Source organism: Vibrio sp. D404a (assembly GCF_030248535.1).
Taxonomy (GTDB): Bacteria; Pseudomonadota; Gammaproteobacteria; order Enterobacterales; family Vibrionaceae; genus Vibrio.
Genome location: NZ_JAHGAJ010000005.1, coordinates 17,173 through 29,869, shown reverse-complemented (window position 1 = coordinate 29,869; position 12,697 = coordinate 17,173). Strand labels below are relative to the sequence as shown.

10 protein-coding genes are annotated in these 12,697 nt (G+C 44.9%); 6 read left to right on the top strand and 4 right to left on the bottom strand.

Annotated features, from left to right (window positions below):
- Positions 1-28 precede the first annotated feature (28 nt).
- On the bottom strand, positions 29-901 hold the full coding sequence (locus tag KI655_RS02935) for a lipase secretion chaperone (protein ID WP_285401594.1): 873 nt from the start codon (positions 899-901) through the stop codon (positions 29-31).
- A gap of 16 nt (positions 902-917) precedes the next feature.
- Positions 918-1,847, bottom strand: a complete 930-nt coding sequence (locus KI655_RS02930; RefSeq protein WP_373417259.1) for a lipase family alpha/beta hydrolase — start codon at positions 1,845-1,847, stop codon at positions 918-920.
- A gap of 479 nt (positions 1,848-2,326) precedes the next feature.
- Here KI655_RS02930 and KI655_RS02925 point away from each other — a divergent pair, with 479 nt between their 5' ends.
- The gene (locus KI655_RS02925; RefSeq protein WP_285401590.1) at positions 2,327-3,574 is read left to right on the top strand and encodes an SGNH/GDSL hydrolase family protein; all 1,248 of its coding nucleotides are present in this window, start codon (positions 2,327-2,329) and stop codon (positions 3,572-3,574) included.
- Positions 3,575-3,659: 85 nt separating this feature from the next.
- Here the strand turns inward: KI655_RS02925 and KI655_RS02920 are convergent, their stop codons facing one another.
- Positions 3,660-4,991: a DEAD/DEAH box helicase gene (locus KI655_RS02920; RefSeq protein ID WP_285401588.1), complete on the bottom strand. Its 1,332-nt coding sequence runs from the start codon at positions 4,989-4,991 to the stop codon at positions 3,660-3,662.
- Between the two features lie 361 nt (positions 4,992-5,352).
- Between KI655_RS02920 and KI655_RS02915 the strand changes: the two genes are divergently transcribed.
- Entirely contained in the window at positions 5,353-5,619 is a 267-nt protein-coding gene (locus KI655_RS02915) for an Lpp/OprI family alanine-zipper lipoprotein (RefSeq protein ID WP_285401586.1), read from the top strand.
- A gap of 146 nt (positions 5,620-5,765) precedes the next feature.
- Here KI655_RS02915 and KI655_RS02910 read toward each other — a convergent pair whose 3' ends face one another.
- Positions 5,766-6,749 (bottom strand): L,D-transpeptidase family protein, encoded by a 984-nt coding sequence (locus KI655_RS02910; protein WP_285401584.1) that lies wholly within the window; start codon positions 6,747-6,749, stop codon positions 5,766-5,768.
- A 343-nt stretch (positions 6,750-7,092) separates the two neighbouring features.
- On the opposite strand from KI655_RS02910, the gene deoD reads away from it, so the two are divergent.
- The 4 genes from deoD to KI655_RS02890 all read left to right on the top strand — a co-directional run bounded on the left by deoD (position 7,093) and on the right by KI655_RS02890 (position 12,593).
- On the top strand, positions 7,093-7,803 hold the full coding sequence (gene deoD / locus KI655_RS02905; protein ID WP_032550517.1) for a purine-nucleoside phosphorylase: 711 nt from the start codon (positions 7,093-7,095) through the stop codon (positions 7,801-7,803).
- An 81-nt stretch (positions 7,804-7,884) separates the two neighbouring features.
- Positions 7,885-9,354: a lactate dehydrogenase gene (locus tag KI655_RS02900; protein ID WP_285401582.1), complete on the top strand. Its 1,470-nt coding sequence runs from the start codon at positions 7,885-7,887 to the stop codon at positions 9,352-9,354.
- A gap of 190 nt (positions 9,355-9,544) precedes the next feature.
- Positions 9,545-11,032: a hypothetical protein gene (locus KI655_RS02895; RefSeq protein WP_285401580.1), complete on the top strand. Its 1,488-nt coding sequence runs from the start codon at positions 9,545-9,547 to the stop codon at positions 11,030-11,032.
- Positions 11,013-12,593, top strand: coding sequence for a GGDEF domain-containing protein (locus tag KI655_RS02890; RefSeq protein ID WP_285401578.1), 1,581 nt, complete (start codon positions 11,013-11,015; stop codon positions 12,591-12,593). Before KI655_RS02895 ends, KI655_RS02890 begins: the two co-directional genes overlap by 20 nt.
- The last annotated feature ends 104 nt before the right edge of the window (positions 12,594-12,697 follow it).

Sequence of the window (12,697 nt, the reverse complement as noted above, 5' to 3'; positions counted from 1 at the left end):
TTCATTTACAGCCACTTAGTCGAACACATCAGTTGTTTCCACTATCGTGAATACGCTCTAGTGCTTCCACTCGTTTTAACTGCTGTTCCGGAAACAGACCACCTCTCAGTGCAGCGACTTGGTGTGATTGTTCTTCGGTACTCAAGCTAGGATTATCTAGAATCGTCTCTCTCTGCGCTATAAACTGCTGAAAATCGCTATCAAATTGCGCGCGCTCGGCGTCTAATGCACTTAATCGCTGTGCTGCACTTTCACCGACAATCTCTACTCGATTAAGGTATTTATGTTGGTTATCTAAACTGTTCGTGGACGATAGTTGACTTAAGACTAAGGCGTTTTTTTGCGTTTGTTGGACATACTCAGGTTGTAAGCTCAATGCTTCTAACCACTTCCTTTCGAATTCAACCGGATCAGAGTACTCCTGTCTTAACTTCAGCTTTTCAATCGCTAGCTCGCGCATTCTATTGTCATGGGCAAACAGCAACTCCTGTTCACTCACTGTGAAGTAATAGGCTTGCTGATCCATTAAAAACTCATGTAATTCTGTTAGCGCTTCAATGCTTAAATTAGAATAATTATTCGAATAATCTATCTGCTCTAGCGCCGATTTGTACTCCAAATATTTTTCAAATAACCGGTCATCTATCACGCTATTAGGTTCCATATTTTTGAAATCAGAGACATTTTCTTTGACCTGATTGAGGTCAACATCAACCATCGCCGCGATGAAATAATCCATCGTATCTTTCGCGGAACTTTGGTCGATCTCAGTATCGCTTTGAGATTTACTCTTGAGGTGATTTTCCGACACGGCTTGCGCACGCGATTGATCTTTAGAAAAGACCGCACTGAGGCTTCCTACAGCGATCATCGATATCAGTAACAGTGAGGTCTTTTTCATCGGTTAACTCCTTAATTTACAAGCCTGCAAGCTTGAGACGATTGGCGTGTTGACGATAGAGCGTGACAGGGTCTGTTTCAAAAAGGTGGTGGATCCCTAACGTCCCGTTGATTTCATCCAAATGATTCATTTTATAGCTATCACCAATCACTCGGCCTAAATGCGCACTACAGGTCTCAACTAAGCCATCGCTAGGGCCATCAAACGCCAAACCTAAAATCGTCATCGCTCCATCAGTTGGATCGAGCAAGTTAGTAAAGGTCGATGAGCCAGTCCAAGAGTAGTAATAAACACCATTACTGGCTTGCCACTCACCATCCCCACACGCCGATGTAGGTACGCCTTCTGGATAATGCTGATTGAATGCTACAGAGCCTTCAGTCGTTAGGGCTTCTAATGAAGCGAGCCCATCTTGTTCAAGATCGCTTCCGCCGGAAAGTAAGTTAATCAATGTGGTGAGTCCACCAGCCAACTTAACTGCGATCGACTCGGTGACGGATCCTTCTTCTACATTTCCTCTCACAAGATCAGCGACTGCAGACCCTTTATGAACCCCACCGACACTCGTTACCGATGCAACAAGATCGGGTCTCACTGAACCCACATACCTTGCAGTGGGCCCACCATGGCTATGACCAACCAAATTGACTTTCTCTGCACCGGTGACGGCAATGATCGTCTCAACTTGAGCCAGTAACTGCTCGCCTCGAATCTCTGAACTGTTCGTGGCAGACACTTGAGCGACATACACATTGGCCCCATCTTTCGCCAACGACTCAGGGATGCCATAGAAATAATCAACCCCAGCAAGTGTGTCAAAACCAAACAACCCATGTACCAAAACGATTGGGTACTGAGTTTGCGTATAACCTGACTGCTCCAGTGGAGTGGTACTGGTACCCGCCACTGAACTCGCACTTGCCAAGCACAAAGCTGCAATAAGCATCGTCTTCTTCAACGTCCTTCTCCTTAAACAAATTAGACCTCGGATGAGTTGAAAAGCTAGGAGAGGAAATCTAAAAATAGAAATTTATAAATTAAAAATCGTGAGCGGAGACTTTCATTCAACATCTAAATTGAACATCAACAACGCATTCACCAAAGAAAGATTTAATCTTTTCAGTTCGAAGGTAAACAGGGATTTACTGACAAAAATAAAGATAAGACTTTGTTTTAATGAGTTTTTGTTCGGTTATAACAACACAAAGATCGAGATAGTCTTCTGTAATCTGAAAGCACTATCGGTAGTTTTTAAACAGATTTACGTTGGAAAGTCGATCCTAGTGCCAGAACAGAAAAATTATAAAATCGAATGGATTGACCAATACGCATCACTAATACATATAGGTCTGACCAGTTTTATTAGTATCCGTTACTGATCGCTGGCTATTTCAACTTCCAACACTAAATAGACAGATCCTAATTATGAAAAAAACAACGTTAGCTTTGGCGCTATTGATGCCATTTGGTGCCGTTTCAGCACAAGACAACATGATGACGCCAGAGTCGATCACTTCAGCACAAGTAGCACAAACGCAATCAGATTCCACCTATACCTACGTCAGATGTTGGTATCGAACCGATGCAAGCCATGATTCACCCGCCACTGACTGGGAGTGGGCGAGAAAGGAAAACGGAGACTATTACACCATCGATGGCTACTGGTGGTCCTCAGTCTCTTTTAAAAACATGTTCTATAGCGATACCCCACAGCAAGAGATAAAACAGCGCTGCGTAGACACGTTGGATGTTCAACACGATAAGGCCGATATCACCTATTTCGCTGCCGATAACCGCTTCTCTTACAATCATTCAATATGGACGAACGATTACGGCTTCCAAGCCGAACAAATCAACCGTGTCGTGGCTTTTGGCGATAGCCTTTCAGACACGGGGAACTTATTTAACGGTTCGCAATGGATCTTCCCCAATCCGAATTCTTGGTTCTTAGGTCACTTCTCAAATGGTTTTGTGTGGACGGAGTATTTAGCGAATGCCAAGGGAGTGCCACTTTATAACTGGGCTGTCGGTGGCGCAGCAGGAACCAATCAATATGTCGCTCTTACAGGGGTCTATGATCAGGTCACATCATACCTTACCTACATGAAGATGGCGAAGAATTATCGACCTGAGAACACACTGTTTACCTTAGAGTTTGGTTTAAATGACTTCATGAATTACGAACGTGAAGTGGCTGATGTAAAAGCCGATTTTAGTAGCGCACTGATTCGCTTAACCGATGCTGGTGCCAAGAACATTCTTCTGTTCACCTTACCTGACGCGACCAAAGCGCCTCAATTCAAATACTCTACTGAACAAGAAATCGAGACAGTTCGTGGCAAAATTCTGGCATTCAACCAATTCATTAAAGAGCAAGCGGAGTACTATCAAAGCAAAGGTGACAACGTGATCCTATTTGATGCTCATGCACTGTTTTCAAGTATCACCAGTGAGCCACAAAAACACGGATTCAGAAACGCAAAAGATGCCTGCTTGGACATTAATCGCAGTGCGTCTCAGGATTACTTGTACAGTCATAGCTTAACGAATGATTGCGCTACCTATGGCTCAGACAGTTACGTGTTCTGGGGCGTGACTCACCCAACCACCGCAACGCACAAGTACATCGCAACCCACATACTGATGAATTCGCTATCCCGCTTTAATTTTTAACTAATCACTTTTGATTTCTGTGTCGTAACAAGCAGATAGCTAAACGTCAGATAAAAGAAAACCGCCATTGCGGCGGTTTTCTTGTTTACTCGTCGTCGACCTTAGGGGCAACTTTCTTTTTCGGGATGAAAACAGTATCACCCACGGCCACATTCTGGTGGAAGCTCTTATCGCGCTTAACCGGTTTCTTGGCTGTTTTCTTCGCCTGTGGCTTATTCGCCTTCTTCGCAGGGCCACCTTTCTTGAAGGCTGGTTTACGAGGCTTAATGCCTTTGAACTTACCTTTCAAACCCTCAAGAACTGAGAAATTAAGATCTTGCTGAAGGTAAAGCTCAACGCGCTTAAAGCTGTCCCAGTCTTTTGGACCAACCAAAGAAATTGCGTCACCTTTGTTACCAGCACGACCTGTACGACCTACACGGTGAACGTACTCTTCAGTATGCTTTGGCATGTCAAAGTTGATTACGTGGCTCACGTTTGGAATATCGATACCACGAGACGCAACGTCCGTCGTCACCAAGATCTTATACACGGCACGCTCAAATTGGCTCATGATTGCGTTACGTTGTGTTTGGTTAAGGTTACCACTCAACGCAACCGCTTTTAGTTTCTTCTCGTTTAGCTTATCAGTTAGACGATCTGTATCCGCACGTGTTGCCGTGAAGATCATCACCTGACGGTATTCAGCTTCTTCTAATACACGATCAAGAATCGCTTCTTTATGGTCAAGGTGATCACATAGGTAGAATTTTTGAGTGATGTCTAAGTGCTGCTCGTTCGATACACCAATTGCGATACGTTTTGGCGCATCCAGCATCTCGTTAGCAATACCATTCACTTCCGCATGATCCAATGTTGCAGAGAACATCAAAGTTTGACGACGACGGTGCTTAGCAGCATTAGCGATACGACGCAGCTCCGGCGCGAAGCCCAGATCCAACATACGGTCAGCTTCGTCTAGAATCAGTGTTTCAACACCATCTAAGAACAATGAACGATGCTCTAGGTGGTCGGCAAGACGACCCGGTGTTGCGACGATAAAGCGAGGGTATTTACGAAGTGCTTTTACTTGGTCGTTAAAGTTCTCACCACCAAGAATTAACGCTGCATCGTAAGATAGACCACCAAGCATGCTGCGAAGTTCGCCATACACTTGCTTTGCCAACTCACGAGTTGGAGCCAAGATTACACCACGAGGATCACGGGCAGAAAACGCTTTTGTTTTTAGCGCCTTATGAATCATCGGCAATACGAATGCCAATGTTTTACCTGATCCTGTTTTTGATGAAGCCAATAGATCCTTACCGGCAATAGCAACAGGGATCGCTTTCTGTTGGATCTCTGTCGCTTTCTTAAAGTCATAATGTTTTAAGTTCTTAAGTAAGCGATTATCTAAGCCTAAATCTTTAAAGTGCAAAGGACTCTCCAGTCTTGATGGTATTGAATAAAAATAATTTAACGTGACATGATACCGCGAAACCCCTTTATAAGGATAGAGATCACAGAAAATTTATCCGATTTTCTAATGTGGACTTTATTCGAGCCGCTATCGATTCGTATTAAACATCATAGAGATATCACTCTAAAAAAGTGGCAAATTACACGGTCTCATTTGTGAGAAACACTGTGACAGCTTGCTAATTACCTCAATAATTTGGCAATTTTTCGTACGATCACTTTTGCGCTTGGTAAATTAGTCGCTACAATCAATGTTGAAGCGACTATATGATTAAGAATGTATAGCGCATCTTTTGATGATCAATAAGCAAGGAGTTCTTATGAATAAGGTGTTAATCGCAGCTGCAGCCTCTGTGTTCGTATTGGCAGGTTGTTCTTCAGATCCAGAAGAGGCGGCAATGTCGGATATGGAACAGCTAACAAATCAAGTTGCTCAACTGAGCAGTGAAGTTGAAGCGCTTAAGAGTGAAAAAGCTGACGCAGAGATGAAAGCTCAAGAAGCGACTGACGCAGCGATGGCAGCAAAAGAAGAAGCGATGCGTGCGAATGAGCGTATCGATAACATTGCAAGCTCATACACTAAGTAATTCAATACATAACAAGATCTTGCGCCACTGTTTTCAGTGGCGCTTTTGTTTGTAGCGGCTTTTAGTTTTACAGAGAATAAAACGAGTCTGATGCACTCTATACAGAGAATACAAACGCTGTGCTATTGATAGCGTTGTGACAGGTATCACCACTCTTGCGTGGGTGGAGCAATTTCCACCGGCACACCATTTTGAGCAAAGATCACTGACTTGGCCTTGGAGTTTGAGAGATCGGCTTCATCTAGCCACCACTTCAACTCAATAGGAATGGCTAGTGGCTTTTTCGAACCATCGCTGCGAGTTAAAGGTTCATGAGCCTCGACAAACACACTACGGTCAGGTTCAAGTGCCACTTTAATCGGTTCATTAATAATGGTGACTTTCTCACCGCGATTCACCTTCTCAAATAGCCACTCGATATCTTTCGGCTCCATTCGAATACAGCCAGAACTGACACGAAGTCCTATGCCGAACTCCTTGTTGGTTCCATGAATCAGATACTCACCTGAGCCATACGCCAAACGTAACGCGTAATCACCCAATGGGTTTTCTGGACCAGCAGGAACCACTGGCGGCAGCTCAATCCCCTTTTCTAAATACTCTTCACGAATCGATTTGGGTGGTGTCCATGTTGGGTTCGGTCTTTTTTGACTGATAGTCGTGGTCATTTCTGGGGTATCGCGCCCAACTCGTCCAATACCCACCGGGAATACATGCACTAGGTTTTTGCTTGGCTCAAAGTAGTAGAGTCTTAATTCAGCCAAGTTGATCACCACCCCTTGGCGCGGTGCATCAGGAAGAATAAATCGACTCGGAATACTCAGAACATAGCCTTCAGCAGGCAAAAAGGGGTCAACACCTTTATTAGCAGCCATGAGTGACAGAAAGCCAATGTCGTACTCTTTGGCGATCAAAGCTAAGGTTTCCCCTGCGGTGACTTCATGATGCTGTATTCGGCCAACAACACGACTACCGTTGGGTGGCAACTCGAATGTCGCCCCAACACTCCAAGCTGAATAAAGGCTAGCTACGAGCAGTGGAACAACTGAAACTCGTTTTTTTGATATCTGTTTTCTTGATATCTGTTTTTTTACTACATTAAGAAGCGATGAGCTTGAGCGGTACGACATATATAACCCTATTTTTTATTATTATCATTTTAGATTATCGATGAGTCTCTGTCTCGGCAATGCTTACAAAACTGTATTTAGCGCACTAATCATCCCAGATTTGCTGTTTCCTCCCTCAAATCAACAGATATCTGCATGGCAAAATCGATTGCCTTTGCGCTTTCAACATATTTGGTTATCAATGATCGAACAATTGAAGTAAACGCCTCTTTTTGTGACCAGCCTCTCAAGGAATACCGCTTCAACTCGCTAATATTGCCTCATCGAAACGAATTCAATTCAACAGAAACGGTAATTAAAAATTCTGTTCCTATAATTACCGCTATAAATTTGGAGAACGACAATGGCTACACCTCATATTAACGCTCAAGCTGGTGATTTCGCTGAAACTGTACTAATGCCGGGTGACCCGCTTCGTGCAAAATACATTGCTGAAACATTCCTTGATGACGTGAAGCAAGTTTGTGATGTTCGTAACATGTTCGGCTACACAGGTACTTACAAAGGTAAGAAAGTTTCTGTAATGGGCCACGGCATGGGTATCCCATCATGCTGCATTTACGTTCACGAGCTAATTGCTGAGTACGGTGTAAAAAATGTTATCCGTGTTGGTAGCTGTGGCGCGGTACGTGACGACGTTAAACTAATGGACGTTGTTATCGGTATGGGTGCATCTACTGACTCTAAAGTAAACCGTATTCGTTTTAACGACCACGACTTCGCTGCAATCGCTGATTTCGGTCTTCTAGAAGAAGCAGTAAACCAAGCTCGTGCACAAGAAGTTCCAGTTAAAGTAGGTAACGTATTCTCTGCAGACCTTTTCTACACTCCAGAAGCTGACATCTTCGAGAAGATGGAAAAACTAGGCATCCTAGGTGTTGATATGGAAGCAGCAGGTATCTACGGCGTAGCTGCAGACCTAGGCGCTAAAGCACTGACTATCCTAACAGTTTCTGACCACATCATCCGTGGTGAAAAACTAAGCTCAGAAGAGCGTCAAAAATCGTTCAACGACATGATGAAAGTTGCTCTAGAGACAGCAATCAACATCTAATCCTTGATAAACGATACATTGAAAAGCAATACCTCGCAGCCAAGTTCGCTTGGCTGCCCAAATAATCCCGAGGGGGCGATCGTGTCCAACGACGAGCTGCCAAAAGACGCGGACGGTTTACAACTCAACTTTTGTAAAACATTGGCGTGTGACAACTTTGGCTTGAGCGATGCAAAACGCTATGTTTTGCAACATGCAAACCCGAAACGTCCAGCGATGGTTTGTCGTGAATGTGGAGCTTTCCCCCCCTTACTTAACAACCATGAAGTTTTGAACGAACTTCATCGGCTTCGTCACCTTCATAGTGACGGCCTCCCTGCTTGTCGCAATGATGACTGCGACAACTTTGGGCTCTCTGTCCACACTCACAAACACCTTTATCATGCCTTTGGTTATAGTGGCGACCGACAACGCTACCGTTGTAAAGATTGCCAATCAACGTTTGTCGATAAGTGGTCAGGCTCCAACAAAAAACTGCAATTTCAAGAAAACCTCATGGGCCTTTTGTTCATGGGTTATTCCGTACGTGAAATCTGCCGAAAGCTAGAGATCAATCCAAAAACCTTTTATGACCATGTGGATCATATTGCTAGCCGTTGTCGCCGTAAACTGGCGATGATCGACGCACGCTGGGTTAATCACGCAAAGAATTATCAGTTTGCTTCACACTACCAGCGCTTACAGCCTCAAAGTAATAACGGCGTGGTCTGGATTGCGACCGGTGAAGCACACTCTGGCTACATCTTGTGCCAACATGTTAACTACTCTCAAAACGAAGAGCCCGTCGGCAACGTTGACCACAATCCTTATGATGATGTGGCACGCTTCGTATCAAAAGAGCACTCTTCAGAAGCTAACCTAGAGTTACCAACACCATCGGATAACCTAAAAGAGCGTATTGAACAGCAATATCAGGTCATTCTGGCGCGTGGTAATGTTGAAGATCCAATGGGCAACCTCACCTCTTTTAGCTATCCATCGAAAGGCGCATTGGTTCGTCCACCGTATACCTCTTACGCACACTTCCTGCATGTATTGGATATGTGTGACGAGAGCAAACCGGTGTCTATCTACTTGCCTCAAGATCCACTACTTCGTTCGGCAGCTCTGAGTGTCTGTCTGCCTCGAATTCAGAACAACAATGTCGACCTGATGTATGTTGAGGAAGATTCTCTGTGGGATGACAGCCTAGGGTTTGAGAAGATCGACATTGTGCACATGAGTTGGTGGCGTGACCGTTGGGCGATTGCTAATCAAGGTGATAAGCAAAAAGGCATCTGTTACCTAGCTGGTAGTAATACGCAACCAGAACATTGGTTCGAACACGCATCACTCAAACAGACCAAATTCTATCAGCAGCGATTCCAAGTCCTGTTTGATGGCTTTATTAACGAACCAAGACGTAAACTGCGCCCTGGTGGTATCCTCCCACTGCTCGACATCTTCAGAGCTTGGCATAATTTGTGCTATCAAGATAAGCAGGGGTTAACAGCGGCACAGCGCTTAGGCGTTGCTGAGCAACCTCTTACCTTGAAGCAACTACTGTCGTAACGATTGCATAACCATCTAGATGAATATGCTAGAAGTTGTTGAATACCAAGTAATAACATGAGGTAACACTCATTAATCAAAAAGATCATTACTTGGTATCACCTCTTCGTTAGATAATTAGTGCTTATCCTAAATCACACACTTATAATGATGGTGTTATCAGTATGTTCGATAATTGTGGACTGAAGCCTTGGACAAAAACCAGTATCTAATTGAAACAGAGCTTGAACAACTCAAGAAACGCATAGACTCAGAACCCGCCGTCGTCTTCGAGGTTGCTGAGCAATGCCTTGTGAGAGCGGAACAGGTTTTGTTCGAAGAGGGAGCCATTCAATCACTGATGTTGATGTCTCGCTGTTGCTGGAATCTAATGGATTATCGCAAGGGTCTAAAGTACATAAAAGAAGCTTACAAGCGCCAAAACCGACTCGATACTGATCTCTTTCTTCCTGAAATTCTTCACCTTCATGCGCTCCAATTCTGGGGCCAAGCTAAATACTACTCCGCTCAACAATACTGGATTAACGCGCTCGAACAGTCTGCGTTGGTCGACGAACTTGAAATTCAAATCGAATGTCTAATTGGGCTTGGTAACATCTGGCGCATCACCCATGAGTACAAACTCGCACGCTCTACCCACCAGCTTGCCGTAAAGGTGGCAAATAATAGCCGAATTGGGTGGCTGGAAGGCAAAGCACGGATCCTACTCGCGTGGGACTACTACCTGCTCAATAACTACGTTGAGATGCTCTCGGTGCTTGATGGTGCAGAAGAAGCGCTAAAAGACCACCCAGATAACACGTGGCATGCAGAGGTTTGGGACTTTAGAGGATTGGCACTGCTTGGGCTTGAACGTCTTGATGATGCTGAACAAGCGACCGCCAAGGCGCACAAACTTGCCGTTGAACACAATTTGGTTTGGATGAAGGCACACTCATTCATCAGCCGCGCTCGTTTAGAGCTACTCAGAAAAAGACCTCAAGAAGCCTCAGAGCTACTGAATCACGCTGAACAGTCCGCCAATGAATTTGATAATGGCGAGTTACTTAGCCAGATCTGTTACCAGCAATCATTGGTCGCCGAAGAGAATCAAGATTATCAAGCAGCTCTGATTGCATTTAAGAAATACCGTCAATATTCGACCAACATGCTTCGCGAGCAGACGACTCGTGTCGGGTTAGATAAAGCACGCAGTTCAAAACGCCAACTGGAACAACGTGCTCGTAAATTGATCAACCGAATTCGTGGCCAATATGAGTATGATCCAGAGAAACAGTTTTCTCACGTGGTATCAGAGACCTTTTGGTGGGAGCAGTTGGTACTGTTCAAGACCGAGCTTAAGCGCTCAAACCACAGCATCATCATGTTCCAGCATGACGATCCAAACTACTTAGAGGTGTGTACAGAGCTCGCGCATACCTTCTGTAATCAAGAAGACTTTATCTCGCGATTGAGCAGCGAACGCGTGGCACTGATGCTGGCTGAAAAAGGCGACGCCGCACAAGCCATCTATGACAAGATCACAACCATGCTCGACATCTACCCGTGGCATCGAAAAGGACTGAAAGGCGCACCGCCAATTGTGACACTCAATGACATTTTGACCTTCCCGTTCACCCTTGAACAATTAGAAGAAGCCGAAGCTGAGAAAGAGATTGATGGAAACGTTATTAAGTAAGATCACGGACGCTGGCTTAGACCCTTCTTCAGTCTCTGGAGAAGAGGCGATCATCTTTTGGGATCACATTCGCCAGCACATCGCGACGACACAGCAAGAACAAGCTCACTGCTACATCATTAGCTCTGAGTACCGCGCTGAGCTGCAACAAAATCAAATCAGTATTGATGAGCTACGCGCAGCGCTTGATCTCTTAACACTCCCCAATGATGTTGAAGACATACTCACGGTAAAAACCAGCTTAAGCTCTCGCTTGCTCGAAACCGGGGACTACACCGCAGCCCTAAATGAGTTTATTAGTTCATCAAACATTTCTGTTGAACACGGGCATATAGATGAGTATGTCATGGCGATTCTCGGAATGGGGAATCTGTGTGATGCATACGGTGACCACAACCGCGCGCTTCGTTATTATCAGAAAATCAGCAGCATCGACCATGCGATCAGCAGCCGCCTGCTGCGTTTAAGATTCAAACTTCACATGGTCGCAAGTTTTATTCACCTCAACCGAATTACCGCAGCCAGTGACCTACTACGCGAATGTGAAGAGCTGAGCATCTTAGTGAGTAATAAATTACTGACAGCGCAGATTTCACTCTATCAAGCGAAAGTCTATCGTGCTCAGAAGAAATACCATGAAGCGCTTCGCTGTATCTCCTCTGTTCAACACACTGCCACCAACACACAAGCAAGTTGGCTCGCGACCATGATTCGCTTAGAACTTGCACACTGCCTGACCATTATCGATAAACAAGACTATGCCAGCATGATATTGGAAAGCACCAGTAAACGAGTGAAGAGCTACTCTTCGCCAGTGCTGGCAAAACGCTTCTATGATTCGATGAGTGAGGTATGCATGCACCAAGGACGCTATAAAGAAGCGCTGGAGCATGAGAAAAAAGGCTATCGCATTGAGACGGATCTAATGAAACAGATCCCGATAAGTGAACTCGGGGCAAGCCAGCTACGCCGCCTGTCGCGCTTTGAATTGCAACTCAAACTCATCTTATCCGAACAAGAGAACAAAGAGCTCAAAGAGACTACCGAGCAGCACAAAAACGCCGTGGCTCAGCTACAACAAGACGTATTCACCGACCCACTGACTGGTTTGCACAATCGCCGTTGGTTAGATGTGAAACTGAAAGATCTGCTGATCCACAACACCCCCTTTGCACTGTTGGTTGTGGATATCGACCACTTCAAATCGATCAACGATGAGTTAAGCCACTTAGTTGGTGATAAAGCCATCGTAAGCGTGTCACAAGAGTTATCCGGTTACTTTAAATTCCGCGGCGCATCATGCGTTCGTTTCGGTGGTGAGGAGTTCTTGGTGATCCTTGAGCACACCAACCAAGCGCAAGCAGAGATGCACGCAGAAAACTATCGAGAACGTATTTTCCAATTCGGTTGGCATCAGATTTTAGGTGAGCGAGGTCTTACGGTAAGTGTCGGTATCACGCTTCATCGTGATGGAGAAAATACTCAGCGTACCTTCTATCGTGCCGATAAAGCCTTGTATCGTGCGAAAGCCAACGGGCGTAATCAGGTCTGTACTGAGTAATTCTGTTTCAGTCATTACATCCGTTAGATACCAAAAATAGAGAGGCCAGCACCTCTCTATTTTTTACTGTTCGCCATAAACTATTGGCCGTTATAAGCTATTGA

Bases quoted from the DNA above. Each gene is read 5' to 3' on its own strand.
- KI655_RS02935 (WP_285401594.1), bottom strand. From the start codon at position 901: ATGAAAAAGACCTCACTGTTACTGATATCGATGATCGCTGTAGGAAGC.
- KI655_RS02930 (WP_373417259.1), bottom strand. From the start codon at position 1,847: ATGCTTATTGCAGCTTTGTGCTTGGCAAGTGCGAGTTCAGTGGCGGGT.
- KI655_RS02925 (WP_285401590.1), top strand. From the start codon at position 2,327: ATGAAAAAAACAACGTTAGCTTTGGCGCTATTGATGCCATTTGGTGCC.
- KI655_RS02915 (WP_285401586.1), top strand. From the start codon at position 5,353: ATGAATAAGGTGTTAATCGCAGCTGCAGCCTCTGTGTTCGTATTGGCA.
- KI655_RS02910 (WP_285401584.1), bottom strand. From the start codon at position 6,749: ATGTCGTACCGCTCAAGCTCATCGCTTCTTAATGTAGTAAAAAAACAG.
- deoD (WP_032550517.1), top strand. From the start codon at position 7,093: ATGGCTACACCTCATATTAACGCTCAAGCTGGTGATTTCGCTGAAACT.
- KI655_RS02890 (WP_285401578.1), top strand. From the start codon at position 11,013: ATGGAAACGTTATTAAGTAAGATCACGGACGCTGGCTTAGACCCTTCT.